Consider the following 25969-nt stretch of genomic DNA (forward strand, 5'->3'; position numbering starts at 1 on the left):
CCCCGCAATTCGTTGTCACAAGGAAGAGACTGATGTCCCGCCACCTGATTTCATCCGGATCGCCGTTCGAAAAGATTGCCGGTTACAGCCGCGCCGTTGTCGATGGTGACCTTTGCTTCGTCGCCGGCACCACCGGCTACGATCCCGTCACGAAAGCCCTGCCGGAAGACGTGGCCGAGCAGACCCGCAACTGCTTCAAGACCATCGGCATCGCATTGAAGGAAGGCGGCTTCGAGATGGCCGACCTCGTGCGCGCGACTTACTACGTCACCGACGCCAAGGACTTCGATGCAGTATTCGCCGTGTGCGGCGAGACGCTCGGCGATATCCGCCCCGCAGCAACGATCGTCGCCGTCTCCGCCCTTTATAAGCCGGAGATGAAAGTCGAGATCGAAGTCACGGCGAAGCGCCGGAGCTGACATCCAGACCAGTGCCCGACATGTTGGCCTGCAAGCGAGCCAACATGTCGCAGCTGATGCGTTGACTTTCCTGCCGCAGGCCATAGCTTAAGACCATCATGTCGAACGTGTGTAACAACCGATTGCTGCTTCACGCAGGTCGCCTTCAAATCCGAAGGTGACCCGGGCGGACGCGCGTCAGCGCCGTCCCGGGTCGTTTATCGTTCGTATCTCCCCCTATTCGTAAAATTGAATCACGGGCATCGCTCGGCACATCCGTGCCGCGCGATTTCATTGTGAGGCACATCATGATGTCGGCACCGATTCCTCCGATCAGTATTGCGTCGGAGGACTTCCATATTCTGAGGCAGATCGCCGTGCGGGCGCTCGAAGAGCGCCATCCGGTGAGCGGCTTTCTGGTTTCGGAACTGAACCGCGCGGACGTCCACGACGCAGCGGCGCCGTTGCGTTGCGTGCGTCTCGACGACTGGGTGACGTTTCGCGCCGACGAAGGAATGCCGCTGGACAGCCGCATGCTCGTTCTGCCCGCGAAATTCCGCAGCAGCCACCTCCATGTCTCGGTGCTGTCGCCCGTCGGCGCAGCGCTGATCGGTCTGCACGCCGGATCGAGCATGCCTTACGTGGGAATCGACGGCGTTCGCCACGTCGTCACAGTCGAAAATCTCGACCCACCAGCCGGCGTCGTTTCGCTGCAACACCACCGCGCCATGAAATTCGCAGCGCGCCACAACGGCAACGATCCCGACCGGCCCGGTCCAACAGCAGCTTGAAGGAGAACATCATGGCCAGCCACTTGCAGCCCGCGCTGCCTCCCATTTCCCTGCGCATGTGCGACGCCGACCGGCTCCGCAACATCGCGGAGGCCGCCTCGGAAAAATATCCGCAGACCACCGACTTCCTGGCGCGGGAGATCGAACGCGCCGAGATTCTGCCGGACACCCGGTTGCTGCCCGGTCTTGTCACCATGGATTCGGACGTGACCTTCCGTGATGACATCAGCATGCAGGAACGCGAGGTAACGCTGGTTTATCCCGAGTCGGCGGATGTGGACGCGGGGAAAATCTCGATCCTGACCCCGATCGGCGCGGCCCTCATCGGCCTTTCGGTGGGACAGACCATCGAGTTCCAGACACCCGGCGGCCGCTGGCGCTCCCTGACCGTGCTCAAGGTTCAGCAGCCCCGATAACACGGCGTCACAAGACACCTTTATGAAAACCCGGCGGCAAAGCACCGTTGCCGTCACCCCCAAGTTGCCGTAGTTCTTCGCTGCTGCAGCACGTCCCCGCCTATCCGGAGTTCTGATTTTGAGCAAATTTCCCGTCTACGCACGTATCACCGGCCCGATCGTCATGATCGGCTTCGGCTCGATCGGCAAAGGCACGCTGCCGATGATCGAGCGGCATCTCGACTACGACAAGTCGCGCATCACGGTGATCGATCCCAAGGACGAGGGCCGCAAGGCCCATTGCGAAAAGCACAATGTGCGCTTCATCCAGCAGGGCGTGACCAAAGACAATTACCGCGAACTGCTGACGCCGCTGCTCACCGAGGGCGGCGGGCAGGGTTTCTGCGTCAACCTCTCGGTCGATACCGGCTCTACCGACATCATGGAGCTCTGCAACGAACTCGGCGCGCTCTATATCGATACGGTCAACGAGCCGTGGCTCGGTTTCTATTTCGATGCATCGAAGGGACCGGAAGCGCGCTCGAACTATGCCCTGCGCGAGAACACGCTGGCCGCCAAACGCGCGCGCCCTCCCGGATCGACTACGGCCGTATCCTGCTGCGGCGCCAATCCCGGCATGGTCTCGTTCTTCGTCAAGCAGGCGCTGCTGAATGTCGCCTCCGACCTTAAGCTTAATGCACCACGCCCGAAGACCAAGGCCGAATGGGCGGACCTGATGCGCCAGGCCGGCATCAAGGGCATCCACATCGCCGAACGCGACACCCAGCGCTCGAAGAAGCCGAAGGAGCCGGATGTGTTCGTCAACACATGGTCGGTGGAAGGCTTCCTGTCGGAAGGCGTGCAGCCTTCCGAACTCGGCTGGGGCACCCATGAAAAGTGGATGCCTGAAAACGCACACACCCACGAAGCCGGATGCGGCGCGGCGATCTATCTGATGCAGCCCGGTGCCAACACGCGCGTGCGCACATGGTGCCCGACCCGCGGCGCGCAATACGGCTTCCTCGTCACCCACAACGAGTCGATCTCGATCTCCGACTATTTCACGGTGCGCGACGCATCGGGCACGGTTGTGTATCGGCCGACCTGCCACTATGCCTATCACCCCGCGGATGACGCGGTGCTCTCGCTGCACGAAATGTTCGGACGTGCGGCGAAGATGCAGGAGAAGCATCACATCCTCGATGAAAACGAGATCGTCGATGGCATCGACGAGCTAGGCGTGCTGCTGTTCGGCCACGACAACAATGCCTATTGGTACGGCTCGCAGCTCTCCATCGAGGAGACGCGGAAACTCGCGCCCTATCAGAACGCCACCGGTCTGCAGGTGACGTCCGCCGTGCTCGGCGGCATGGTGTGGGCGCTTGAAAATCCGAACGAAGGCATCGTCGAAGCCGACGAGATGGATTTCGATCGCCTGCTGGAAATCCAGACGCCATATCTGGGGCCGGTGAAGGGCTACTACACCGACTGGACGCCGCTGACGGATCGGCCGGGTCTCTTTCCGGAAGACATCGACACCAGCGATCCCTGGCAGTTCAAGAATGTTCTGGTGCGCTGATCACGTCAGCATCCCATCACACAGAAAGGCCGGGCAAATGTCCGGCCTTTTTGTTTTCGATGGGCGCTAGTTCCTGATCGGCTCGCCGGTCTTCTCTGCCGGCGCAGGCGGCAACGCAGGCTTTGCGCCCGCCTTCTGAGCGTCGGCATCAGGCCGTGCCGGCTCCGGCGCGGGGGTCGTAGGTCTCGTGCCGCCGGGTTTCGATTCTGCCGGTCCATCACTCTTTCCGGCCGGTACTGAAGGCTGTGTGTCCGGCGGCTGAGTGGTTTGCGCAAAATGAATCTCGCCCCGCGATGCCAGTTGCATCAGCGAAATTCCGGACAGTGTCAGGCCGCCCGCAATCAAGACCGCTGACAGAATGAGATCGGTTCGATTGGTTCGCTTTTCGTTCGGAGTCATCTCCGCACCCATTGATAGTCCTTCCAAAGGAGCCAACGGATGCTCGAAGCGATGGTTCCGACAAATGCCTGAACGCGCGTTGTTGCGCTCAATGAATTGTGAAGGAAAATGCGGAACCGGCCGGGACCAAACCGCGCGGGTCAGTCCTTGGTGCTGACGTCCCATGTCGCATGGCGGACACCCGGCCTGCGCGCAAGATCAGCCGTGACGGCGTCGAGCTCTTTCGCGTCGACTGCCGTGCTCACCAGCGTAGCCACGATCTCCACGACATCTTCCGCACGTTCGATGACATTGACGTCGCTGACCGGATACTTCGCCGCTTCCAGCTTCTCGACCAGAAGATCGCGCACGGCATCCATCGATGCGGTATCGACCGTGAGCCTGATTTCGTAGGTGGCTTCCGACGCGCGCTCGTCCAGCGGGCTTCGGTTGATGGCGTTGACCAGCGGCCGCAGCAGCGTGTTGCCAGCGAGAACAAATGCCGTCAGGGTGACCGCCTGCGCCAGCATGTCAGCGCCCGCGCAGCATCCAACCGCCGCAGATCCCCACAATGTCGCCGCCGTATTCAGGCCGCGGACATTCATGCCTTCCTTCATGATGACACCGGCGCCGAGAAAGCCGATGCCCGACACCACATAGGCGATTACGCGCACGGCCCCGTCGGCATCGGCGAGTTGCATGGCGAGATCGACGAAAGCCGCCGCGCTCACCGCGACCAGCACATTGGTGCGCAGTCCCGCTGTGCGCAGGCGATACTGGCGCTCGGTGCCGATCAGGGTGCCGAGCACGAACGCAGCCGCCAGACTGACGAGCGTGTCGAGAAAATCATAAAACTGAAATGTCGTCAGGAAGCGCATGACGACTGCTTACCCATTAGAGGGTAAGCAGTCCAGCGTCGCCGTCCTCTGTCGCGAAAGCAAGCAGCGATCCCTTCGCATTCCATGCCAGCGCGGCTACCGGCTCCCCCGCGTTCCTGCGGACCAGGATTTCCGCGCCGTCCTCGATGCGCACCATCAGGATGGTGCCGTCGCTGTAGCCGACCGCGAAAATATCGTCCTTGGGATGGCAAGCGACCACCGTCGCCTTGGCGTGCAACGGCGCAAGCATTCCCGGCTCCTTGCCCATCGGTCCGTCCTTGCTCGCAAACGGCCACAGGATCACGCTGTCCGAGCCGGAGGTGGCAAGGAATTTCCCGCCCGCGCTCCATGACATCGAGCGCACCCGCGCCGGGTATCCGGTCATCCGCATGTGCCGTGAATCGGCCAGCCGCCAGCCGTGCAGCGCCGCTTCATGCATCGATGTGACGAGGAAGCGGTTATCGGCGCTGAAGGTGACGCCGAGATGCGAGCCTTTCCACTCCAGAAACTCTGGCTTCGCGCCCATATTGGGAAACCACAGCGTCACACCATTGTAATGCGCCACCGCGAGCCGCACGCCTTTCGGCGCGAAGGCCAGACCTCCCACCGTGGACGGCACGTCGAGCGATTTCGCCTCGCCCGTTGGAGCTTTGACATAGGCCGTCTTGCCCGCCGACCACGCAACGGCGCCGTCGGAATGCAACGCGACATTGTCAATCCAGCGGCGCTTGGCGTCTGTCGCCAGGGTTTCGACATTCGACTTGGCATCGACAGACACCAGCTTGCCGTCGTCGCCACCCATGACAACGCGCTTGCCGTCGGATGCGGAGCACAGGATGCCGCCGCCATGCACTGCGACCGGCCTTGCCTCGCCGTCGCTGCCCGCGAAGGTGACGCTCTCTTCCGCGCCGACAAACGCCGCAACGTCGCCGAGAAAATGCACAGCGGTCGCAGGCGCGTCGAGCTTCACGCTGGTGACGCGATCAGTGACGGAAACGATAGAGGCCGTCTCCGGAGCCGGATTGAAGTCCTTCATCACGCGATGGTCTTCTCAAAACCTTCACGGATCGCCTGTTCGGGAAGTTCGCGGCCGATGAACACCAGGCGGCTCTCGCGCTTCTCGTCATTGCGCCATTTACGCTGATGGTCGCCCTCCAGCATCATGTGAACGCCCTGGAAGACGTAACGGTCGTCGTCGCCCTTGAACGAAAGGATGCCCTTCGAACGCAGGATCTTCTCCCCGTCCTTGGCGACCAGCTCCTGCAGCCACGGCATGAACTTGGTCGGGTCGATCGGCTTGTCGGTCCGCAGCGACAGCGACTGCATGTCCTCGTCATGATAGTGCTTCATGCCGCCGTGGGAATGACCATGGTCGTGATGATGGTCGTGGCCATCATGATCATGATGGTGATGATCGTGGTCATGGTCATGACCGCCATCGTCAAGGAATTCCGGCTCGATTTCGAGAATGCGGTCGAGATCGAATGCGCCGCGCTCCAGCACATCCGACAGCTTCACCTGTGCGCGCTCGGTCCGGTGCAGCGTCGCATAGGGATTGATCGCACGGATACGCGCCTCGACCTCGGCCAGTTCCGGCTTGGTGACGAGATCGGTCTTGTTCAGCACGATGACGTCGGCGAAGGCGATCTGGTTCTTGGCTTCCGGTGCATCCTTGAGGCGATCGCTCAGCCACTTGGCGTCGGCCACCGTCACCACCGCATCGAGCGCGGTCTTCTCGCGCACATCTTCGTCGACGAAGAAAGTCTGCGCCACCGGAGCGGGGTCGGCGAGACCCGTGGTCTCCAGAATGATGGCGTCGAACTTGCCCTTTCGCTTCATCAGGCCGTCGATGATGCGCACGAGGTCGCCGCGCACGGTGCAGCAGACGCAGCCGTTGTTCATTTCGAACACTTCCTCGTCCGCACCGACGATCAAGTCGTTGTCGATGCCGATCTCGCCGAACTCATTGACGATTACGGCGTACTTCTTGCCGTGGTTCTCGGACAGGATGCGATTGAGCAGCGTGGTCTTTCCGGCACCGAGGTAGCCGGTCAGAACGGTCACGGGAATTTTGTTGGCAGCGGCTTCAGACATGAAATCTCCAGGCAATCAAAACGCGCCCGGCGGCGGGGTGGCCCCTGCCCTAGCTCGACAGCGCGCTGGTCAGGGCCTTTATATTGTGCCGGACCATATCAATGTAAGTGGGGGCCGGGCCCTTTTCGTCGGTCAGACTGTCCGAATACAGCGTTCCACCGATATTCGCCCCGGTCTCGGCGGCGATCCGCCGGATCAGGCGCGGATCGCTGACATTTTCCAGAAAAACAGCCGGAATTTTCTGTCTTTTGATCTGGGAAATGATGGCTGCAATGTCGCGGGCGCTGGGCTCGGACTCGGTCGAGACGCCCTGCGGGGCGATAAATTTGATCCCATAGGCGGCGGCAAAATAGCCGAAGGCATCGTGGGTCGAGATCACACTGCGGCGCTCGGGCGGAATTTTCGCCACCGCCTCCCGGACGTCGCGATCCAGCGCGTCGAGCTTGCCGAGGTAGGCACTCGCATTGGCCTTGTAGGCATCCGCACCCGCCGGGTCCGCCGCCATCAGCGCATCGCGGATGTTGGCGACATAGATTTTCGCATTGACCACCGATTGCCAGGCATGTGGATCGGCATCCGTGGGACCATGGTCGTGGCCGTCCTCGATCTTGCGCGCGGCAATGCCCTTGGTGGCGACCACCGTCACCGCCTTGCTGCCGGATGACTTGACCAGACGCTGCAGCCAGCCCTCAAGGCCGAGACCGTTGATGATCACAAGCCTTGCATCGGTGATCTTTTTCGCGTCCGAAGGCGTCGGCGTGTAGACATGGGTGTCGCTGTTGGGTCCAACCAGTGTTATCACATTGACCCGGTCACCACCGACATTCTTCGCGAAATCGCCAAGAATCGAGAATGTCGCGACAACGTTGAGGCGTCCGGGATCAACTGACTGTGCGGAGGCGTGACTTGCAAGCGCAGCCACTGCAACAACGATGATGGATAAGAATCGAAGCACAGCTTCTCCTCACGCTTCGAGATGGCGGCCGGGGAAGAGCTGCCGGACGAGGCCGCTGACGCTCCCGAACAGGACAGAGATCACATACAGCGCCGCGCAGACCAGAATAATCGCAGGTCCCGAAGGGACCTTGGTGTGGAACGACAGCAGCAATCCCGCAAAGCCCGACAGCGCGGCGCTCGCCACCGCGATGCCGATCATGCCGGTGATATCGCGCGACCAGAATCGCGCAATGCCCGCGGGCAGGATCATCAACCCCACCGCCAGCAGCGTGCCGAGCGCATGAAAGCCGTTGACCAGATTGATAACGACCAACGCCAGGAAGGCGAGATGCGCGGGTGCGCCGGCGCGGCTCACCGTGCGCAAAAATACCGGATCGACGCACTCGATCACCAGCGGGCGATAGATCACCGCCAGCACAAGCAGCGTGATGGTGGCATTGAACGCAATCACCAGCAGGGTCTGGTCGTCCATCGCCAGAATATTGCCGAACAGCACATGCAGCAGATCAATATTCGTGCCCTTGACCGAAACGATGGTGACGCCGAGCGCCAGTGACACTAGATAGAACGCCGCCAGCGAGGCATCTTCTTTCAGCTCGGTGCTGCGCGCGACCAACCCCGACAGCAACGCCACCGTAAAACCCGCAACAAGTCCGCCGAACGTCATCGCAAACAGGTTCAGGCCGGACAGCAGAAAGCCGATCGCGGCACCCGGCAGGATGGCATGCGCCATGGCGTCGCCCACAAGGCTCATCCGGCGCAGCATGAGGAACACGCCGATCGGCGCACCGCCGAGCGACAATGCAACCACGCCGGCCAGCGCGCGGCGCATGAACTCGAATTCGATGAAAGGCGCGATCAGCGCGTCGTAGATCATGATCGTTTCACGCTGCTTGCGATGACGTGTCGACGCACGGCGCAGCACTGTCGTCAAAGGCTTCGCACATGTGGCGTGCCGCCAGCAGGTTTTCCTGTGTCAGCACTTCCGATGTTTTGCCCCACGCCACTTTTGAGCGCGCGAGCAACAAGGTCTCGGGGAAATTCGCACGCACCAGATCCATGTCGTGCAATGCGGCGAGCACCGTGCGCTTCTCGGCGTGCCAGCGCTGCACCAGCGCAACCAGATCGGCGGACGTCTTTGCATCGATGGCGTTGAAGGGTTCGTCCAGCACGATCATGCGGGCATCCTGCAGCAGCACGCGGGCAAACAGCATGCGCTGCATCTGTCCGCCGGACAGCGTCCCGATCGGGCGATTTTCAAATCCGCTCAAACCGACCGCAGCCAGCGCCTCGGTGATCCGTGCCTGCTCCGCCTTGCCAAGGCCGCCGAAAATCCCTCTGCGGCGCCACAGACCGGTGCCGACGAAATCGTAGACCGAAATCGGAAAGCTGCGGTCGATGTCCGCGGTCTGCGGCAGATAGGCGATATCGCGCGGATTGAGATTGCCGAGGCCGATGACGCCGGCCAGCGGCTTGAGGATACCGACGATGCCGCGAAACAACGTCGACTTGCCGGCGCCGTTCGGGCCGACCACAGCGACCAGTGCGCCGGGGACGACCTCGCCGCTCAGGTGATGCACGGCCGGATGACGGTCGTAGCCGAGTGTGACGTCGCGGAATTGAAGTTGCGCGGTCATGCTCACCTCATCGCCAGCAGGACGATGGCCCACAGACCCGCGCTGATCGCCACCGCGGCAGTCAGCCGCGCCGCCAGTGTCATCCGCAGGATCGACCAATGGACCGGTTGGGCCGGATGAGGCGATGCCGGGCCATGGCGGTGCGCGTGAGGGCCGTGTGAATGACCGTGGCTGTGGGAATGCCCGTGCGAATGGGCCATGCGGTACGCTTTCCAGGTCCGGTGAGGCTGAGAGGCCGCAGCCGCTCCAAATACTCAGAAATGTTATATTATAACATCACTCGCGTCCATGGTTCCGCGAGGCCGTTCCGGGCTCAAGGTTTACCGATCACCATGACGATAGCGGCAGCCAGGAACGGGAACGGGACCGAAACGGCGCAGCGGAACCAGACAAACCGGGCCGGCATGAAGGGGATTTCCCACAAGATCACCCGCTGGAACGCAAACAGGGCCCAGGCGACCACATAGGCGACCACCTGCGGGGTTCCTCCGCCGCTCTTGAGCGCGACCGCCCCGAGGGAAAAGCCGACCACCGGCCCGCCAGGGGTCGCTGCACCGGCAACCACCGCGGTCGCGACGCCGAGCCATCCGGTGTCCGGCCCCAGCCCCCCGACGATCACTTCCGACGGGATGATCGCGGCAATGAATCCTGACCCGATCACACCGAGCGCGATGCGCGGCACAATGTTGATGAAGTCCATCCCGCCATTGCGCAGCGCCGTGCCCAGCACCGCCTTGTCCTGCCGCCATGCGATCACGCTCACGCCGATCAGCGAGCCCCACAGCAGGATGTCGATGATCAGCGCGGTCACAGCTTGAACCTGTTCCGCACGCGGACATAGACGAAACGCCCGAGCGCGCCGGCGAGGATCGGCATCGGCAGCGAAATGACGATGCGCCAGAGCGTGAAATCGGCGCCCATGATCGGCATCTCCCAGGCGACCGCGCGGCCGTAGCCGATCAGCGTCCAGCTCACCACCATGGCGATGGTTGCACCGAAATCCGCACCGACTGCGAGCAAGGCGCTGGCGACAGGATAGGCGGTGAACGGTCCGCCAGGCAGGATCGCGCCGAACGCGGTGCCGATCAGCAAGCCCTTGAGGCCGGACTCCGGCCCGAGCGATCTCGACACCTTGTCGTGCGGCAGCACGGCGGCGAGCAATCCGCCAAGCAGGCAGCCGGCGAGGACGCGCGGCATGATCTCGCCGAACAGCGAGACATCGTGGGAAAGGATGGTCCATACGCCGTCAAGGCCGTCGCGCCGCCACACCAGCGCGGCGCTGATCACCACAAGCGCGGCAATGATGAACGTCGACCAGCCGAACGGTTTGCGCTTGCTGCGCGAGACGGTTTCAGCGCCCTCTTCGTCGTTGGCAGGTTCGGTTTTCGGGAGTTTGGACAAGAAGAACTTTCGCTCAGGCGAAATGCCGGACCAGCGCGAGACCGCCGATGAGTCCCGCAATCGACAGCACCACCGATCCGACCACGTAGAACAATGCCAGTCCCATCTCGCCGCGCTCATAAAGCGTGACCGCGTCCAGCGAGAACGCGGAGAAAGTGGTGTAGCCGCCGAGAACGCCAGTCATGATGAACAGACGCCACGGCTGCGATGCCTCACCCTTGAAGGCGAGATAGCCGGCGATGAGCCCCATCACCAGCGAGCCGGTGATGTTGATCACGAACGTGCCGTAGGGAAAATTGAAGCCGCACGCACGGGCGCAGCCGACATTGATCGCATGGCGAAGCGACGCGCCCAGACCACCGCCGACAAAGACAAGAAGATAGTTCATGGAAATCTTAGATTGCGGAACGTCGTTTTGAAAAAGGGGCCGCAAATTGCGGCCCCTTGAGTTGAATGCGCTGGTTACGCCTTCTCGAACAGGGACTCGACGTATTCCCAGTTCACGAGGTGATCGACGAACGCCTTGAGATAGTCCGGACGGCGATTGCGGTAATCGATGTAGTAGGAATGCTCCCACACGTCGACGCCAAGGATCGGCGTCGCGCCATGGACCAGCGGGCTTTCGCCGTTCAGCGTCTTGGAAATTTCGAGCTTGCCGTTCTTCACCGACAGCCACGCCCAGCCCGAGCCGAACTGGCCGACACCGGCCGCGATGAAGTCGGTCTTGAACTTCTCGAGACCGCCGAGATCCTCGTCGATCTTCTTGGCGAGCTTGCCGGGAAGCTTGTCGCCGCCGCCGTTGGGCTTCATCCAGTTCCAGAAATGGTTGTGGTTATAGTCCTGGCCGGCGTTGTTGAAGATCGGCGCGTTCTTGCCGAACGAGCCCTTCACAATGTCTTCAAGGGACTTGCCCTCGAACTCGGTGCCCTTGATCAGATTGTTCAGGTTAGTCACGTAAGCCTGGTGATGCTTGTCGTGGTGATATTCGAGCGTCTCCTTCGACATGTACGGCTGGAGCGCATCATGAGCGTAAGGCAAATTCGCGAGCGTGAAGGTCATGGGTCAACTTCCGGAAATTGTGGGTGACGAGGTGTCAACGCGGCGCACTATAGAAGGTTTCCCGGAGAGGGAAACAGGGTTGCCGCACTGAATCGCGATGACGGCCGGATCGCCCCGCGGAGCGGGTATTGCCGGACCATCGTTTTTACAAATCGCCTTATTCGGACAGCCTCTTAAGCGGCCTTCTCAAGCAGCCTCGGGCAGCGCTCCGGCCAGTTCGTTCTTGGCCTTCGGCGGCCGCACATTCATCAGCATCTGGAACGACCCCGCGATCAGACCGATGATAACCGCGCCCTTCCAGGCCAGATCATAGCTGCCGAGACGATCGAAAATCAGGCCGCTGCCCCAGGCGCCGATAAACGATCCCACCTGATGGCTGAGGAAGGCGATACCGGTCAGGGTCGCCATGTAGCGCAGTCCGAACAATTGCGCGACGAGACCGTTCACCAGCGGCACGACGCCGAGCCAGAGCGAGCCCATCACCGCCGCGAAAATCAGCGTCGATGTCGGCGTGGCCGGCAGGAGGAAATACACCGCGATCGCCAGCGAACGCACAATGTAAATGCCGCCGAGCAGCAGTTGCTTGGGATAACGTCCTCCCAGCCAGCCGAACGCGTAGGATCCGAACACATTGAACAGCCCGACCAGCGCCAGCGCCGTTGCGCCGAGCGACGGATCAAGGCCGCAGATCGCAAGATAATTCGGCAGATGTGTCGTGATGAAGACAAGCTGCAGCCCGCACACGAAGAACGCGAGCGCCATGATGACGTAGCCGGAATGTCCGAGCGCCGACTGGACCACCGCGCCAAGCGACTGGTTCACATCGTCCGCCTTGTCGATCTCGATCTTGTCGGCCTTGCCCGCGCTGAACGCTGACGGAAGCATGACACAGGCCAGACCGATGAAACCAACTAGCGCGATCTGCCAGCCGGACGTCGAAATCAGGGTCTGGGCCAGGGGCGAGGCGATCACCAGACCGATCGAACCGGCGGCGGAAATCGCGCCCATGGTGACGCTGCGCTTGGCCGCGGACACGGCCCGCGCCGAGACGGTCATGCTCATGCTCGACGCCGTACACGACAGCGCGATGCCAACGCAGATGCCGCAGCCGAACGTGAACGCCAGCGCCGTGGTCGCGAAGATCATGGTGACGAGGCCGAGAATGTAGACAAGCACACCGATGAGCATCACGTAACGAGAGCCGTAGCGGTCGGCGAACATGCCGACGAAGGGCTGGGTGATGCCCCACATGATGTTCTGGATCGCGGTGGCCAGCGAGAAATCGGCGCTGGTGATCTGGGTATCATGCAGGATCGAGGGCTGGAAAAGCCCGAAACTCTGCCGCATACCCATCGACAGGCTCAACATGACGGATGCGCCGATCAGGATCGACCACTTCTGGTAGGAGCTGAGCTGAGAAGCCTGCATTGTAGAAAATTCTCCCGATATGGCGTTCATAGTCGCATCGGAATCGGCGTTTTACCATCTGCGCAAAGAACAAGGCAGATGTGCGCAGCGCAAAGGCAGACCATTGGATGAGCATTGAAATCGATATTGCGACCGGTGATACGGCCTGGCCCGCGGTCAAGCCGCTGTTGTCGGCTGTCTGGCCGCCCGAGGTTGTGAAAGCATCACCGTGGGGCCACATCGTTTTTGCCAAAGCCGACCTGCGGGTGATGATCGAACTGGACGGCGATGTCGTCTGCCATACCGGGATTTATCGCCGCACCGGCACCTGGAACGGTCGCAAGGTCATCATCGGCGGAATCGGCGGCGTGGCGACGCGCGAGGATTGCCGCGGGCGCGGCTATGCGACGCTCGCCATCAACGCGGCGATCCACACCCTGACCGAGGAGCGCGCCACCGATTTCGGAATGCTGTTCTGCGAACCGCACAACACTGCATTTTACGAAAAACTCGGCTGGCAGACTTTCAACGGCACCGTGTACGCAGAGCAGCCCGGCGGACGTGCGCCGTTCACCGCGATGGCGCCCTACGTGTTCAAGATCAAGCGCCTGCTGCGCGAAGGCACCCTCGATCTTTGCGGCCTGCCGTGGTGAGCGCCGGCTGATAGCGCTCGTGCTGCACTGCTCGTTGCCAGCCGCGGCGCGAACGGACTAGCCTCCCTGCATAACAAGAAAAGCAAGGGAGAGAACCAACGTGAAGAAAATCAAAACTGCTCTGACGATCGCCGGATGTGCCGCCGCTGCGATGACGCTTCAGCATCCGGCAGCCAGGGCCGAGACGGACGGCGACGGCTTTATCCGAATCAAGCAAGGCGACGAGCAGTACAAGAATCCGTTCGGCGTCGGCGTCGAGGTGGCTACGCTGTTCGGCGATCCATCGAAACCCGGTATCTACGTGCTGCGCATCAAGTGGCCGCCGGGCATCATGAGCAAGCCGCATAAGCATCCCGAGGACCGGCATGTCGTGGTGCTGTCGGGCACCTGGTACACCGGCACGGGCGAGGCATTCGAGCCGCAGAAGGCGATCCCGCTCAAGACCGGCGCCTACATGATGCATCCGAACGGCAAAGTGCACTGGGACGGCACGCGCGAAGAAGGCGCGATCATTCAGATCACGGGATACGGGCCGAGCGGAAACGCCTTCAGCAAACCGGACGAGCCTCAGTTCGGCAAAACAAACTGAGAGGTCGCCCCCGGCGAAAGCCGCCTGTTTCAGGCGGCTTTTTGCTGCGGCAAAGGCGTCCGAAAGGCCCAAAATCGGCTGGTATATGATTGTTATGTATACCAACTTGCGTTAGATACCGGACGCCCGTCTACCGGCGGGCAATTTCCCCTGTGATGTCAAGGTTCTGGCCTGCGCCGTTCTTTGTCCGGACAGGATTTCTGATGTCACGGACTCCCGGTCGGCTTGGGCCGAGGCGTTGAGGCATTTATTTTGAGGACGAGCGAGCATGGCGCGCAACATTCTGATTCTGGGAGCCTCGTACGGCTCGCTGCTGGGAACGAAGCTTCTGATGGCCGGCCACAACGTGACCCTGGTCTGCCGGAAGAACACCGCAGAACTCATCAACCGTGACGGCACCGAAGTCCGCATCAAGCTTCGCGACGAGCCGACCCATCGCTCGATCTTCTCGCGCACGCTGCCGGGCAAACTGGATGCCACCTCGCCCGACAAGGTTGACCTGTCACGCTATGATCTGGTCGCTCTTGCCATGCAGGAGCCGCAGTACACCAACCACACGATCCGCGTTCTGATGATCAAGATCGCCGCGGCGAAGCTGCCGTGCCTGTCGATCATGAACATGCCGCCGCTGCCCTATCTGAAGCGGATCGAAGGCCTGTCGAACATGGATCTCGAGGAGGCCTATACCAATGCGCAGGTGTGGGAACGGTTTGAGCCGGGCCTTGTGACGCTGTGCTCGCCCGATCCGCAGGCTTTCCGTCCGCCGGAGGAAAGCGCGAACGTGCTTCACGTCGGTCTGCCGACAAACTTCAAGGCCGCGACATTTGAAAACGAAGCGCACAACAAGCTGCTGCGCGAACTTGAAGCGGACATCGATGCGGTGAAGCTCGATGGCCAGGATGTTCCGGTGAAGCTCAAGGTGTTCGACTCGCTGTTCGTCCCGCTGGCGAAGTGGTCGATGCTGCTGACCGGAAACTATCGCTGCATCACGCCGACCGATCCCCGCCCGATCCGCGATGCCGTGCATGGCGATCTGAATCTCTCGAAGTCGATCTACAACCATGTCGATGCCGTCGCGCGAAAGCTCGGCGCGGACCCGGAAGATCAGGTGCCGTTCGAGAAATATGCGAAGGCGGCGGAAAGCCTGCTCAAGCCGTCATCCGCCGCGCGCGCGGTGGCGAGCGGCGCGCCGTTCATCGAGCGGGTCGATCTCTTGGTGAAGCTGATCTCGCATCAGCTCGGCATGCCCAATGCCGATATCGATCGCACGGTCGAAGTCGTCGATATAAAACTGGGCGAGAAGATCGTGCCGGGTGGATCCGCAGGATAGCGGCCGCTGCCGTAACCCGGCCAAAGAAAAACCCTTCCAGATCATTGATCTGGAAGGGTTTTTTGTTTGGTTGCGGGGATAGGATTTGAACCTATGACCTTCAGGTTATGAGCCTGACGAGCTACCGGGCTGCTCCACCCCGCGATAAACCGGTGCACACCTTCAATTGCAGACAGACGACAGTTCAACGCCAAAAGCGTCGTCCCAACCCGTCCGGAGGCGAGAGAAGGCAACCAGGGCAAAGCCCGTGGTGCGAGGGGGTATGTACCAACGACACCCCGCTTTGGAAAGGCCTGCGGACGATCTTTTTCACGATTTTATGACGCCCGCCCAAGCAACTGATGCCATGGCGTTTCTGCGCCTGCGCCCCAATCGGGCTTGCCAACAGGGCCGCGACATATCAGCCTTCGGTCAATCCAAATAAGGCATGGCATCCAAAAGCCAGCCATGAGGAAACCCGGGGAGACCAATGAATCAGGCCGTCAGGACTCCCGCCGCAGGCGGCATCGAGGATGTGTTCCGCCGCGCCGTGGCGCTGTCGCGTGCGGCAGAACCTTCCCTTGCCGAGCGCCGCGACCGGCTCGCCCGGCTGCGCGCCCTCGTGGTGGAGAATGAAACCCAATTCGATGAAGTCATCTCTGCCGACTTCGGCAACCGCTCCAGGACCGAGACGCTGATCGCCGAAACGCTGTTCGTGCTCGCGGAGATCAAGCACGCGACCAAAAATCTCGGCCGCTGGATGGCCCAGAAGCATGTCGTGACCGAACTGCAATACTTCCCCGCCAAGAACAAACTGCTGCCGCAGCCGCTCGGCGTGGTCGGCATCATCGCGCCATGGAATTATCCGCTACAGCTCACACTCGCACCCGCCGTCGCGGCCATCGCCGCCGGCAACCGGGTGATGATCAAGCCGAGCGAACTGGTGCCGCGATTTTCCGCGCTGCTGCAAAAGCTGATCGCCGAGAAATTCGACGACACCGAAGTCATGGTCACCGGCATCGACGGCGACATTTCGCAGCGGTTCGCGGCGCTGCCGTTCGATCATCTGATTTTCACCGGCTCGACCCACGTCGGCCGGCTGGTCGCCGAAGCCGCAGGCCGCAACCTGACGCCGGTGACGCTCGAGCTCGGCGGCAAGTCGCCGGCGATCATCGACCGCTCTGCCGATATTGCCGAGGCAGCCGAGCGCATCGTCTACGGCAAGCTGATGAACGCCGGACAAACCTGCATCGCGCCGGATTATGTCTTGATCGCAGGTGACCGCGCAGATGAATTCGTGACCAAGGCAAACAGCGCAGTCGTGCGGATGTTCGGCACGAGCCCGGACAACAAGGACTACACGTCCATCGTCTCGGACCGGCATTACGCCCGGCTCGAAAGCCTTGTGCAGGACGCCGCCGCGCGGGGCGGCAAAATCGTGCAGCCGGCACGCGCGGACGATCCGGCGTGGAAATCGAAGCGAAAGTTTCCGCCGACCTTCGTCAGCGGCGCGACGACCGACATGAAGGTGATGCAGGAGGAAATCTTCGGGCCGATCCTGCCGGTGTTCGCCTGCGACAGCACCGATGCAGCCATCGCACACATCAACGCCAACGATCGCCCGCTGGCGCTGTACTGGTTCGGCAAGGACAATGCGGCCCGCGATCAGGTTCTGGCGCGCACCGTGTCCGGCGGCGTCACGATCAACGATTGCCTGTTTCACTTCGTGCAGGCCAATCAGCCGATGGGCGGCGTCGGCGCGTCCGGCATCGGCGCCTATCACGGCGAATGGGGCTTCCGAACCTTGAGCAAGATGAAGCCGGTGTTCTATCGCTCGCCGCTCAATCGTCTCGCCGACCTTTACCCGCCTTATGGCAGCAGGATCGCGCGCCTGATCAAACTGCTGCGTTTCATGTCGTAATCATTTTTGGATCAACACGACCGGCAGCAAATGCCGGCGTTAAAAATGCTGTCTGGGGGAATACGATGGCCGATACGTTCGATTATGTGGTTGTGGGCGCGGGTTCTGGAGGCTGCGCCGTCGCGAGCCGACTGTCGGAAGATCCCAATGTCTCGGTCGCGCTGCTGGAAGCGGGCGGCAAGGATGACAACTGGGTTGTCACCACACCCGGCGCGCTGATTTTCATGGTGTCCGGCCCGGTCAACAACTGGGCGTTCGAGACCGTGCCGCAGCCCGGCCTCAACGGCCGCAAAGGCTACCAGCCCCGCGGCAAGGGCCTCGGCGGATCGTCATCGATCAACGCGATGTGCTACATTCGCGGCCACAAGGCCGATTACGATCGCTGGGCCTCGCTGGGCAACACGGGATGGTCCTATGCAGACGTCCTGCCCTACTTCAAGCGCTCCGAGGACAACAGCGAACTCGACGGCTTCTATCACGGCAAGGGCGGACCGCTCAGCGTCACCAAGCTGCAAACCGACAATCCGGTTCAGGACATTTACCTGCAAGCCGCGCGCGAAGCACAGTTCCGGATCAACGAAGATTTCAACGGCGAGGAACAGGAAGGGCTCGGCGTTTATCAGGTCACGCAGAAGAACGGCGAGCGCTGGAGCGCGGCACGCGGCTACATCCATCCCTTCATGGGGACACGCAAAAACCTGCATGTGATTACCGGCGCACATGCCACGCGCATCCTGTTCGACGGCAAGCGCGCCACCGGTATCGCGTATCGCCGGGGCAAGGAGACGAAGCAGATCAAGGCGCGGGGCGAGATCATTCTTGGCCTTGGCGCTTTCCAGACGCCGCAACTGCTGATGCTCTCCGGCGTCGGCGATCAATCCGAACTCGCCAGACACGGCATCGCACCGGTGCATCACCTGCCGGGCATCGGTAAAAACCTGCACGATCATCCGGATTTCGTATTCGGCTTCCGCTCCGACAATCCGAACTTCACCGGCCTGACGCTTCCGGGCATCAAACGCATCATCAAATCGATCTTCCAGTATCGCCGCGAGCGCCGCGGCCCGATGACATCGAACATCGCCGAGTGCGGCGGGTTTTTGAAAACCCGCCCCGACCTCGATTTGCCCGACATTCAACTGCACTTCTGCATGGCGGTGGTGAACAACCACGGCCGCACGCCATTCTTCGGCAGCGGCTTTTCGTGTCACGTCTGCCTGCTGCGGCCGAAAAGCCGCGGCAGCGTCTGGCTGCAAAGCGCCGACCCGATGCAGCCGCCAGCCATCGACCCGAATTTCTTCGGCGATCCCGACGATCTCGAGGCGATGGTCGCAGGCTTCAAGACAACGAAGCGCCTGCTCGACGCGCCCGCGCTGAAAGCCCTTCAAACGTCCGATCCGTTCACCGCCGGTGTGGAATCCGACGACCAGATTCGCGAGGCTTTGCGTGCGCGGACCGACACGGTCTATCACCCGGTCGGCACCTGCAAGATGGGCGTCAACGATCCGACGGCCGTGGTCGACCCACAGCTCAAGGTCTACGGTATCGAGGGCCTGCGCATCGCGGATGCGTCGATCATGCCCGAGGTGATCGGCGGCAACACCAACGCACCGACCATCATGATCGGCGAAAAGGCCGCCGACATGATCAAGGCAGAGATGCGCGTTCATTGATTGCGCCTGATGCCCGGATGAGGCATGACCCTATCGGAACTTTAAAGGTCTGATGTTTGACCTTAAGCGACAACAAACACCACAAAAACGGGAGTAACCAGTGGATCTCGGAATTTCAGGACGGCGCGCGATCGTGTGCGCAGCGAGCAAGGGTCTGGGCCGCGCCTGCGCGATCGCGCTGGCCAATGAAGGCGTTCATGTCACCATCACGGCGCGCGGCGCGGAAGCGCTGGCGAAGACCGCAGCGGACATTCGCAAAGCCAGCCCTAAGGTGACGGTGACGGAAGTCGTCGGCGACATCACCACGCCCGAGGGCCGCGAAGCCGCGCTCAAGGCCTGCCCCGATCCGGATATCCTGATCAACAACGCCGGCGGGCCGCCGCCGGGCGATTTTCGCGACTGGTCCCGCGACGACTGGATCAAGGCGCTCGACGCCAACATGCTGACGCCGATCGAACTGATCAAGGCGACGGTCGACGGCATGATGGCGCGCAAGTTCGGCCGCATCGTCAATATCACGTCCGCCGCGGTGAAGGCGCCGATCGACGTGCTGGGATTGTCGAACGGCGCGCGCAGCGGTCTCACAGGTTTCGTCGCCGGCATCGCGCGCAAGACCGTGATCGCCAATGTCACCATCAACGGCCTGCTGCCGGGACCGTTCGACACCGACCGCATTCGCGGGCCGATCGCGCAGAAGGCGGCGGATGCGCAAGGCATTTCCGTCGAGGATCTGCTGAAGCAGCGCGCCAAGCAGAACCCTGCCGGACGCTTCGGCGATCCGGAGGAGTTCGGCCTCGCCTGCGCGTTCCTGTGCGGCGCCAAGTCCGGCTTCATCACCGGCCAGAACATCCTGCTCGATGGCGGCGCCTATCCAGGCACGATGTAAGCGTCACGGGCTATCAACGCAAAACAAACCCTCGGGTTCAAAACCCGAGGGTGAAAACAATACGTCGAAGCGACCGGGAGCAGGCTTGATGCAATGGACCGTGGGCCGCGTCAAAATCACCAACGTCGTGGAAATCGGAGCGACGGGCGGCACGCGATTCATTCTTCCGCAGGCCACCCCCGAAGAGGCGCGGAAGTTGCCCTGGCTGGTGCCGCACTATGCCAGCGCCGAAGGCCGCTTGAGGCTCAACGTGCAATCGTGGATCGTGGAGACGCCGACAAACAGGATCATCGTCGATACCTGCATCGGCAACAACAAGACAGGCCGATCCGTACCGGTGTGGAATAATCTCGACAGGCCGTTCCTGAATGACCTCGCTGCCGCAGGTTATCCGGCGGAAACGATCGATACGGTTCTCTGCACGCATCTTCATGTCGATCATGTGGGCTGGAATACGAAGCTTGTCGACGGCAAGTGGGTGCCGACGTTTGCCAATGCCCGCTATCTGTTCGGCAGGACCGAATACGATTACTGGGCCGCGCACAGTCCTGCTGGCGAACACAAAGCGGTGTTCGAGGATTCGGTGCAACCGATCGTCGATGCCGGACGTGCCGACCTGATCGGCAGCGATCATCGCATCGGCGGCGCGGTATCGCTGATCGCAACCCCGGGACACAGCCCCGGCCACATGAGTGTTCTCGTCACATCCGATGGCCAGCAGGCGCTGCTCACCGGCGACGTTGCCCATCACCCCTGCCAGATGGCTCACCTCGACTGGTCATCGACGGCGGATTCCGATCCGGTCCAATCCATCGAGGCCCGAAAGATGCTGTTTTCGCGCTTTGCGGACACCCCGACGCTGGTCTTCGGCGGTCATTACGATCCCGGACACATCGTGCGCGATGGCAACGCATTCAGGCTGATTGCGGCCCAGAAGGCCCCCTGAAAATGAGGGCGCTGCACAACGCGGGTGAAGGTTGAATTTCCCCCCGCTGTGTCGCATGAAACATCCGACGAATGAAATAACCGGACAAGAACGAAAAGGAACTACCTATGAAACTAGTTCGTTATGGCGCTGTGGGACAGGAAAAGCCCGGACTGCTCGACCGCTCCGGCCGCATTCGCGACCTCTCGGCTCTGGTGAAGGACATCAACGGCGACGCGCTGTCGCCCGCCGCTCTTGCCAAGATCGCCGCCGTCGATCCGGCTTCGCTGCCGCTGGTGGACGGCAACCCGCGCCTCGGATCGCCGGTCACGGGCATCACCAAGTTCGTCGCCATCGGCCTGAACTACGCGGACCATGCCGCAGAAGCCGGCATGGCGATCCCTTCGGAGCCGATCGTTTTCATCAAGGCCAACACCAGCCTGTGCGGCCCGAACGACAATGTCGAAAAGCCGCGCGAATCCACCAAGCTCGATTGGGAAGTCGAACTCGCGATCATCATCGGCACCAAGGCCAAGTACGTCACCGAGGCCGATGCGCTGAAGCATGTCGCAGGCTACGCGGTCTGCAACGACGTGTCGGAACGTTACTTCCAGATCGAGCGCGGCGGACAGTGGACCAAGGGCAAGTCGCACGACACCTTCGGACCGGTCGGCCCCTGGCTGGTGACCACTGATGAAATCGCCGACGTGCACAAGCTCGGCATGTGGCTCGACGTCAATGGCACGCGTTGCCAGACCGGATCGACAGCGACCATGATCTTCAATGTGCCGAAGATCATCTCCTATGTCTCCGGACTGATGACGCTGTATCCCGGCGACATCATTACCACCGGCACGCCACCCGGCGTCGGCATGGGCATGAAGCCGCAGAAATTCCTCAACGTCGGCGACGTCGTCACCCTCGGCATCGACGGCCTCGGCGCTCAGCGTCAGGAAATCGTCGCAGCGTAGGCGGCATTCCACTTCAGGCTCCGGCGCTGGCGCCGGAGCCTTCCATTCATTCGTTCACCCAGGGACATCCCATGAAGCTTGCCTATTCCCCGGCATCTCCGTTCGCACGCAAGATCCGTATCGCGGCCATGGAGCTTGGGCTGTTCGACAAGATCGAGTTTATCGTTCCGATCAAGGCGATCCCGGTCACCGAGAACGAAGAATACGCACGCAACGTCAGCCCGCTGCGCAAGATCCCGGCGCTGATCCTCGACAGCGGCCAGATCATCGTCGATTCCTACGTCATCGCGGAATATCTCGACGAACTCGGCGGCGGGAAGCTGATCCCCGCATCTGGTCCGGCGAAATGGCAGGCCAAGACCGAGCATTCCATTCTTCAGGGCATGCTCGATGCGCTGCTGCTGTGCCGCTACGAGAAGATGCTGCGGCCGAAGGAGTTTCTCTGGTCCGGATGGGCCGACGACCAGTTCAAGCGCGCATGGGATGGTCTGGCGCGCTACGAGGCGCATCCCGACGTGCTGACCCGCCCGCTGGACATCGTGCAAATCGGCATTGTCTGCGTGCTTGGCTACCTCGACTTCCGATTTCCCGATTGCGGCTGGCGCAAGGCGTTTCCGAAGCTCGACGCGTTCCATGAAAAAATGATGCAGCGAGACTCGGTGAAGAGCACCGTTCCGCCGCCTGCCTGATCGAGGACGGACGATGAGCGATCGCGCAGAGGACACCGATTTCAAAGCCTGGCACGCGGTCGCCGATCTCTATCACGCTTATTTCACCGGCCTGATCATGTCGCTGGTGACGCGGCGCTCGACCGCCGATGCCGCAGAGTTCGTGTTTCGCGTCTTCCGCCGCCAGCACCACGAGCGCTTTCTCGCCGGCATCGAAAAGTTCGGGCTGATCAACGCGCCGCATGCGGTCGCCGCCGCGCAGTATCACTATCTCAGCAACCAGATCGGCGGCGTGAACGTCGAATACATGCGCGAGTCCGACCGCAAGGCCTGGATCCGCTATCCGCCGCCGCGCTGGGTCTGGCGCGGCACCGCGATCTGCGCGATTCCCGGTGAAGTTTCGGCCGCGATGCTGCGCGGCTGGCACGCCCATAACGGCGTCTCATTCAAAAATCCGCGAATGGGTTTCGTCTGCACCAAGCAGACCGTCGACGGCCAGAACGGCCTCGAAGGCTTCTATTACGAATACGACCGCGATCTTTTGCCTGATGAGCGGCTGGTGTTCGCGCGGCATCTCGAGGCGCCGCTGTTCGATCCTGCCGCCGCGCCGAAGCTCGCGACCGAGACATGGCCCCGCGCGCGGCTGGAAAAGGCCTACCGTAATTATGCGATGGAGTATGTCCGCTCCGCGCTGCCGGTGATCGTCAGCCAGTTCAGCCCGTCCGATGCGGGCCATCTGCTGTATCTGACCGGCAAGCTGGTCGGCATGCAGTTCTATCCCGACATTGCCGCGAGTTTTCCGGTTGCTCATGACAGCGGCCCGGAAGGCTTCGGCGCATTCCTGCTCGAATTTCTGCGCGCGGAGGGCGACGAGGCCGACCTGCGTCAAGCGAGCGGCCAGGTCACGATCTTACAAAAGCAATGGAGCCTGATCGCAGGCGTTCCGGACTATCATCCGATGTGTTTTCAGGCGCTGGCGGGGTTGATCGAAGGGTTGATGACCGCGCATGACCGCCGCCTGTCGCTGAATTTCTCGGCCGATTCAGATCGCGCGCCCGGACCGCTGACATGGACCATCACGCAGAAACCGCTCGCAGCGACCGACGACGGACGGTTTCCGGCGTAGTCCACGCTCCCGAACGAAATCGCCTCGCGGCGCAGATCAATGCGTCCGAGCTTTGCGGACTCCCTGTCACGCGCAGAGCGCGAGACTGATGGAGCGGCGGGAGGCGCCAAGGTGCTTGCGAGGCACCTTTGGCGAACTCTTGCGATCGAGTCCGCCGCGCAGCCTTGCGAGGGCCGCGCGCGCCTGATGCGACAGGCGCTGCGCCTCCCGGCGCTCCACCGTCGTCACCCGGCATGCTACCTTTTTGCCGCGGCGGCGATCTAGAATGGCCACGGTCGTCAAGACAGCTTATAGGAATATATTCAAATCTAGGCTGCCGTCAAGATGCAGAGAATGACGATCGCCGCCGCAGCGCGACAGACCGGCAGAGAGAAGGAATTTTATGAGCAATTTTGATCTGCCCGAGACGCGCTACGCCACCAGCGGAGACGTCAGCATCGCCTATCAGGTGATGGGCGAAGGTCCGATAGATATCATCATGGTTCCGGGCATCGTGTCTCACGTCGAGTTCATGCATGAGCTTCCCGGCTTCACGGCCTTTCTGCGGCGCCTCGCGGCATTCGCCCGCGTCATCTCCTTCGACAAGCGCGGCCAGGGCCTCTCCGACAGAACGCCGGGAGCGGCATCGCTTGAACAACGGATGGACGACGTCCGCGCTGTCATGGACGAGATCGGATCGAAACAGGCGACGCTGATAGGGTTTTCCGAAGGATGCGCGATGAGCGCGCTTTTCGCCGCGACCTTTCCCGAACGGGTGACTCATCTCGTTCTGTGCGGAGGCTTTGCGAAGGCTTACGCGACGGAGGAACTGATCCTGCAACGCGTCAAGACCTGGGGCACCGGCGCGATGATAAGAGGATTGATCCCCGATCAGGCGAGCAACCCGGACGCAGTGGCGCAGTTCGCCAAGTTCGAGCGGCTCTCCGCCAGTCCGAGCACCTACAAAGCATTCGGCCTGCTGAACATCGACATCGACGTGAGGTCGATCCTGCCGAACGTGCGTGTGCCGACCCTTGTGATGCATCGGCTGACGGACGCGTTGGTCCCCGTCGATTACGGCCGCGATCTTTCCTCCCGGATTCCGGGCGCGAAATACATCGAGTACCCGACAGGAGGCCACGCTTACTGGATTGGCGACGTGGAGACGCTGACCGGCGACATCGAGGAATTCATCACCGGGCACCGGGAGAATGCGTCGGAGACTCTCGAACGCCTGCTGGCGACGGTGCTGTTTACCGACATCGTCGACTCGACGCGCAGCGCGGCCGCGATGGGCGACCACTCATGGCGGCGTCTGCTCGACAGCCACGACCAGATCGCACGACAGACCGTGGAGAAATTTCGCGGCACGCTGATCAAGAGTACCGGTGACGGGATTCTCGCGACATTCGACGGCCCCGGCCGTGCGGTCCGCTGCGCTCTCGCCTTCGAGGCCGCGTCCCGACAGATCGGGCTGCCGCTCCGGGCGGGAATCCATACCGGAGAAATCGAAATGCGGGGCAACGACATTGGCGGCATCGCCGTCCACGCGGCGGCGCGCGTGATGGCGCAATGCGCGCCCAGCGAGGTTCTCGTCTCGCGGGTGGTGACGGATCTCGTCGCCGGGGCCGGCTTGAAATTCGCGGAGCGCGGCTCCCATCAACTCAAGGGCATTCCAGGAAACTGGGATCTGTTCGCAGCCGCCGTCTAGCGCGTGGCACTATCGATACGCACAGCCCGCATCGTCGCGCGCTTAAGTTGGAGCCCGCTCGAGCGCGGCGCGATCCCATTTCGCGGCATTGGCCGCCGCTTCATACGTGCTCTGGAAAAAATCGAGCAGCATGGCATCGGGGTCGGCAGAAAGGCGCACCGCGTCGTAGTCCAGGACGAACTCCTGAAGATTTTTATCGAACGACGCCTGCGGCGGACGCAGCGGCGCATCCGCAAAACCCGGAGGCGCCGGATAGGCGTAGGAGTAGAACGCCGCCTTGCCGAAGCCGCCGTTGCCCGGCCAGAAGCCGCAGCTCGAGACCTCATGCGAATAGGCCTCAACCGCCACCCAGTCGCCGAGATTGGGCATTCCGCCGGGATGCGGCGGCGCTGCGCGCCCCGAAAACCGGGTCACCGCCATGTCGAAGCTGCCCCAGAAGAAGTGCACCGGGCTCACTTTGCCGATGAACCCCGAGCGGAACTGTTTCATAACGCGATCGGTCTGCACCAGCACGCGCCAGAAACGCTGCGCGGCATCCGCATCGTAGGACTTGTGCTGACGATCCTGCTCGAACGGAATCGCAT

30 protein-coding genes and 1 tRNA gene (1 of these 31 cut by a window edge) are annotated in these 25969 nt (G+C 61.9%); 15 read left to right on the forward strand and 16 right to left on the reverse strand.

What is annotated here, in order from left to right:
- Window positions 1–32: 32 nt before the first annotated feature.
- The 4 genes from I554_RS0106280 to I554_RS0106295 all read left to right on the forward strand — a co-directional run bounded on the left by I554_RS0106280 (window position 33) and on the right by I554_RS0106295 (window position 3163).
- Entirely contained in the window at window positions 33–419 is a 387-nt protein-coding gene (locus I554_RS0106280; RefSeq protein ID WP_024575899.1) for a RidA family protein, read from the forward strand.
- A 287-nt stretch (window positions 420–706) separates the two neighbouring features.
- Window positions 707–1189, forward strand: coding sequence for a GreA/GreB family elongation factor (locus I554_RS0106285; protein WP_029659731.1), 483 nt, complete (start codon window positions 707–709; stop codon window positions 1187–1189).
- Between the two features lie 11 nt (window positions 1190–1200).
- A complete protein-coding gene (gene rnk / locus I554_RS0106290) occupies window positions 1201–1605 on the forward strand; it encodes a nucleoside diphosphate kinase regulator (protein WP_024575897.1) in 405 nt (134 codons plus the stop codon).
- 163 nt (window positions 1606–1768) lie between these two features.
- On the forward strand, window positions 1769–3163 hold the full coding sequence (locus I554_RS0106295) for a saccharopine dehydrogenase C-terminal domain-containing protein (protein WP_051358616.1): 1395 nt from the start codon (window positions 1769–1771) through the stop codon (window positions 3161–3163).
- A 66-nt stretch (window positions 3164–3229) separates the two neighbouring features.
- Here I554_RS0106295 and I554_RS0106300 read toward each other — a convergent pair whose 3' ends face one another.
- From I554_RS0106300 to I554_RS0106355, 13 genes are all read right to left on the reverse strand, one after another.
- Complete coding sequence (locus tag I554_RS0106300) at window positions 3230–3562, reverse strand: hypothetical protein (protein WP_024575895.1); 333 nt, start codon at window positions 3560–3562, stop codon at window positions 3230–3232.
- A 140-nt stretch (window positions 3563–3702) separates the two neighbouring features.
- Window positions 3703–4419 carry an MgtC/SapB family protein gene (locus I554_RS0106305; protein WP_024575894.1) on the reverse strand — a complete coding sequence of 239 codons (717 nt, stop codon included), beginning with the start codon at window positions 4417–4419 and terminating at the stop codon, window positions 3703–3705.
- 16 nt (window positions 4420–4435) lie between these two features.
- Window positions 4436–5455, reverse strand: a complete 1020-nt coding sequence (locus I554_RS0106310; RefSeq protein WP_024575893.1) for a WD40 repeat domain-containing protein — start codon at window positions 5453–5455, stop codon at window positions 4436–4438.
- Complete coding sequence (locus I554_RS0106315) at window positions 5455–6513, reverse strand: GTP-binding protein (protein WP_024575892.1); 1059 nt, start codon at window positions 6511–6513, stop codon at window positions 5455–5457. The genes I554_RS0106310 and I554_RS0106315 overlap by 1 nt, the downstream gene beginning before the upstream one ends.
- 49 nt (window positions 6514–6562) lie before the next feature.
- A complete protein-coding gene (locus I554_RS0106320; protein ID WP_244432730.1) occupies window positions 6563–7435 on the reverse strand; it encodes a metal ABC transporter substrate-binding protein in 873 nt (290 codons plus the stop codon).
- Window positions 7436–7477: 42 nt separating this feature from the next.
- Window positions 7478–8347 (reverse strand): metal ABC transporter permease, encoded by an 870-nt coding sequence (locus I554_RS0106325; RefSeq protein WP_024575890.1) that lies wholly within the window; start codon window positions 8345–8347, stop codon window positions 7478–7480.
- A 7-nt stretch (window positions 8348–8354) separates the two neighbouring features.
- Entirely contained in the window at window positions 8355–9107 is a 753-nt protein-coding gene (locus I554_RS0106330) for an ABC transporter ATP-binding protein (protein WP_024575889.1), read from the reverse strand.
- 2 nt (window positions 9108–9109) lie between these two features.
- Window positions 9110–9307, reverse strand: coding sequence for a hypothetical protein (locus tag I554_RS26265; RefSeq protein WP_034461866.1), 198 nt, complete (start codon window positions 9305–9307; stop codon window positions 9110–9112).
- A gap of 113 nt (window positions 9308–9420) precedes the next feature.
- Window positions 9421–9918 (reverse strand): hypothetical protein, encoded by a 498-nt coding sequence (locus I554_RS0106335; protein ID WP_024575888.1) that lies wholly within the window; start codon window positions 9916–9918, stop codon window positions 9421–9423.
- On the reverse strand, window positions 9915–10508 hold the full coding sequence (locus tag I554_RS0106340; RefSeq protein ID WP_024575887.1) for a permease: 594 nt from the start codon (window positions 10506–10508) through the stop codon (window positions 9915–9917). The genes I554_RS0106335 and I554_RS0106340 overlap by 4 nt, the downstream gene beginning before the upstream one ends.
- 13 nt (window positions 10509–10521) lie before the next feature.
- Entirely contained in the window at window positions 10522–10896 is a 375-nt protein-coding gene (crcB, locus tag I554_RS0106345; protein WP_024575886.1) for a fluoride efflux transporter CrcB, read from the reverse strand.
- 74 nt (window positions 10897–10970) lie between these two features.
- Complete coding sequence (locus tag I554_RS0106350) at window positions 10971–11567, reverse strand: superoxide dismutase (RefSeq protein ID WP_006018849.1); 597 nt, start codon at window positions 11565–11567, stop codon at window positions 10971–10973.
- A 186-nt stretch (window positions 11568–11753) separates the two neighbouring features.
- Window positions 11754–12995, reverse strand: a complete 1242-nt coding sequence (locus tag I554_RS0106355) for an MFS transporter (protein WP_006018848.1) — start codon at window positions 12993–12995, stop codon at window positions 11754–11756.
- A 107-nt stretch (window positions 12996–13102) separates the two neighbouring features.
- Here I554_RS0106355 and I554_RS0106360 point away from each other — a divergent pair, with 107 nt between their 5' ends.
- The 3 genes from I554_RS0106360 (at window position 13103) to I554_RS0106370 (ending at window position 15546) form a co-directional block, all read left to right on the forward strand.
- Window positions 13103–13627 carry a GNAT family N-acetyltransferase gene (locus I554_RS0106360; RefSeq protein WP_024575885.1) on the forward strand — a complete coding sequence of 175 codons (525 nt, stop codon included), beginning with the start codon at window positions 13103–13105 and terminating at the stop codon, window positions 13625–13627.
- 100 nt (window positions 13628–13727) lie between these two features.
- Window positions 13728–14216: a cupin domain-containing protein gene (locus I554_RS0106365; RefSeq protein WP_024575884.1), complete on the forward strand. Its 489-nt coding sequence runs from the start codon at window positions 13728–13730 to the stop codon at window positions 14214–14216.
- Window positions 14217–14484: 268 nt separating this feature from the next.
- Entirely contained in the window at window positions 14485–15546 is a 1062-nt protein-coding gene (locus I554_RS0106370) for a 2-dehydropantoate 2-reductase N-terminal domain-containing protein (protein ID WP_024575883.1), read from the forward strand.
- Between the two features lie 67 nt (window positions 15547–15613).
- Here the strand turns inward: I554_RS0106370 and I554_RS0106375 are convergent.
- Window positions 15614–15690 (reverse strand) — tRNA-Met (locus I554_RS0106375).
- 325 nt (window positions 15691–16015) lie between these two features.
- Here I554_RS0106375 and I554_RS0106380 point away from each other — a divergent pair.
- The 7 genes from I554_RS0106380 (at window position 16016) to I554_RS0106410 (ending at window position 23695) form a co-directional block, all read left to right on the forward strand.
- Entirely contained in the window at window positions 16016–17446 is a 1431-nt protein-coding gene (locus I554_RS0106380; protein ID WP_024575882.1) for a coniferyl aldehyde dehydrogenase, read from the forward strand.
- Between the two features lie 65 nt (window positions 17447–17511).
- The gene (locus I554_RS0106385) at window positions 17512–19119 is read left to right on the forward strand and encodes a GMC family oxidoreductase N-terminal domain-containing protein (protein WP_024578165.1); all 1608 of its coding nucleotides are present in this window, start codon (window positions 17512–17514) and stop codon (window positions 19117–19119) included.
- A gap of 100 nt (window positions 19120–19219) precedes the next feature.
- Window positions 19220–20005 carry an SDR family oxidoreductase gene (locus tag I554_RS0106390; protein WP_024574751.1) on the forward strand — a complete coding sequence of 262 codons (786 nt, stop codon included), beginning with the start codon at window positions 19220–19222 and terminating at the stop codon, window positions 20003–20005.
- 88 nt (window positions 20006–20093) lie between these two features.
- Window positions 20094–20951, forward strand: coding sequence for an MBL fold metallo-hydrolase (locus I554_RS0106395; RefSeq protein WP_024574752.1), 858 nt, complete (start codon window positions 20094–20096; stop codon window positions 20949–20951).
- Between the two features lie 107 nt (window positions 20952–21058).
- Window positions 21059–21901, forward strand: a complete 843-nt coding sequence (locus I554_RS0106400) for a fumarylacetoacetate hydrolase family protein (RefSeq protein ID WP_024574753.1) — start codon at window positions 21059–21061, stop codon at window positions 21899–21901.
- A 71-nt stretch (window positions 21902–21972) separates the two neighbouring features.
- Window positions 21973–22590: a glutathione S-transferase family protein gene (locus tag I554_RS0106405; RefSeq protein WP_024574754.1), complete on the forward strand. Its 618-nt coding sequence runs from the start codon at window positions 21973–21975 to the stop codon at window positions 22588–22590.
- Between the two features lie 13 nt (window positions 22591–22603).
- Entirely contained in the window at window positions 22604–23695 is a 1092-nt protein-coding gene (locus I554_RS0106410) for a hypothetical protein (RefSeq protein ID WP_024574755.1), read from the forward strand.
- 66 nt (window positions 23696–23761) lie between these two features.
- On the opposite strand, the gene I554_RS27195 is transcribed toward I554_RS0106410, so the two are convergent.
- Window positions 23762–23968, reverse strand: coding sequence for a hypothetical protein (locus I554_RS27195; protein ID WP_192819827.1), 207 nt, complete (start codon window positions 23966–23968; stop codon window positions 23762–23764).
- A gap of 109 nt (window positions 23969–24077) precedes the next feature.
- Between I554_RS27195 and I554_RS0106420 the strand changes: the two genes are divergently transcribed.
- A complete protein-coding gene (locus I554_RS0106420) occupies window positions 24078–25385 on the forward strand; it encodes an adenylate/guanylate cyclase domain-containing protein (RefSeq protein WP_024574757.1) in 1308 nt (435 codons plus the stop codon).
- 42 nt (window positions 25386–25427) lie between these two features.
- Here the strand turns inward: I554_RS0106420 and I554_RS0106425 are convergent, their stop codons facing one another.
- Window positions 25428–25969: the 3' portion of a DUF5996 family protein gene (locus I554_RS0106425; RefSeq protein ID WP_024574758.1), read on the reverse strand. 388 nt of this gene lie beyond the right edge of the window; the window shows 542 of its 930 coding nt (coding positions 389–930); its start codon lies off the right edge, out of view; its stop codon occupies window positions 25428–25430.

This window comes from Afipia sp. OHSU_II-C1 (assembly GCF_000497575.1).
Taxonomy (GTDB): domain Bacteria; phylum Pseudomonadota; class Alphaproteobacteria; order Rhizobiales; family Xanthobacteraceae; genus Afipia.

Bases quoted from the DNA above. Each gene is read 5' to 3' on its own strand.
- rnk (WP_024575897.1), top strand. From the start codon at position 1,201: ATGGCCAGCCACTTGCAGCCCGCGCTGCCTCCCATTTCCCTGCGCATG.
- I554_RS0106315 (WP_024575892.1), bottom strand. From the start codon at position 6,513: ATGTCTGAAGCCGCTGCCAACAAAATTCCCGTGACCGTTCTGACCGGC.
- I554_RS0106380 (WP_024575882.1), top strand. From the start codon at position 16,016: ATGAATCAGGCCGTCAGGACTCCCGCCGCAGGCGGCATCGAGGATGTG.
- I554_RS0106400 (WP_024574753.1), top strand. From the start codon at position 21,059: ATGAAACTAGTTCGTTATGGCGCTGTGGGACAGGAAAAGCCCGGACTG.
- I554_RS0106295 (WP_051358616.1), top strand. From the start codon at position 1,769: ATGATCGGCTTCGGCTCGATCGGCAAAGGCACGCTGCCGATGATCGAG.
- I554_RS0106395 (WP_024574752.1), top strand. From the start codon at position 20,094: ATGCAATGGACCGTGGGCCGCGTCAAAATCACCAACGTCGTGGAAATC.
- I554_RS0106305 (WP_024575894.1), bottom strand. From the start codon at position 4,419: ATGCGCTTCCTGACGACATTTCAGTTTTATGATTTTCTCGACACGCTC.
- I554_RS0106330 (WP_024575889.1), bottom strand. From the start codon at position 9,107: ATGACCGCGCAACTTCAATTCCGCGACGTCACACTCGGCTACGACCGT.
- I554_RS0106405 (WP_024574754.1), top strand. From the start codon at position 21,973: ATGAAGCTTGCCTATTCCCCGGCATCTCCGTTCGCACGCAAGATCCGT.
- I554_RS0106410 (WP_024574755.1), top strand. From the start codon at position 22,604: ATGAGCGATCGCGCAGAGGACACCGATTTCAAAGCCTGGCACGCGGTC.
- I554_RS0106285 (WP_029659731.1), top strand. From the start codon at position 707: ATGATGTCGGCACCGATTCCTCCGATCAGTATTGCGTCGGAGGACTTC.
- I554_RS0106310 (WP_024575893.1), bottom strand. From the start codon at position 5,455: ATGAAGGACTTCAATCCGGCTCCGGAGACGGCCTCTATCGTTTCCGTC.
- I554_RS0106360 (WP_024575885.1), top strand. From the start codon at position 13,103: ATGAGCATTGAAATCGATATTGCGACCGGTGATACGGCCTGGCCCGCG.
- I554_RS0106355 (WP_006018848.1), bottom strand. From the start codon at position 12,995: ATGCAGGCTTCTCAGCTCAGCTCCTACCAGAAGTGGTCGATCCTGATC.
- I554_RS0106385 (WP_024578165.1), top strand. From the start codon at position 17,512: ATGGCCGATACGTTCGATTATGTGGTTGTGGGCGCGGGTTCTGGAGGC.
- crcB (WP_024575886.1), bottom strand. From the start codon at position 10,896: ATGAACTATCTTCTTGTCTTTGTCGGCGGTGGTCTGGGCGCGTCGCTT.
- I554_RS0106350 (WP_006018849.1), bottom strand. From the start codon at position 11,567: ATGACCTTCACGCTCGCGAATTTGCCTTACGCTCATGATGCGCTCCAG.
- I554_RS26265 (WP_034461866.1), bottom strand. From the start codon at position 9,307: ATGGCCCATTCGCACGGGCATTCCCACAGCCACGGTCATTCACACGGC.
- I554_RS0106280 (WP_024575899.1), top strand. From the start codon at position 33: ATGTCCCGCCACCTGATTTCATCCGGATCGCCGTTCGAAAAGATTGCC.
- I554_RS0106325 (WP_024575890.1), bottom strand. From the start codon at position 8,347: ATGATCTACGACGCGCTGATCGCGCCTTTCATCGAATTCGAGTTCATG.
- I554_RS0106370 (WP_024575883.1), top strand. From the start codon at position 14,485: ATGGCGCGCAACATTCTGATTCTGGGAGCCTCGTACGGCTCGCTGCTG.
- I554_RS0106300 (WP_024575895.1), bottom strand. From the start codon at position 3,562: ATGACTCCGAACGAAAAGCGAACCAATCGAACCGATCTCATTCTGTCA.
- I554_RS0106420 (WP_024574757.1), top strand. From the start codon at position 24,078: ATGAGCAATTTTGATCTGCCCGAGACGCGCTACGCCACCAGCGGAGAC.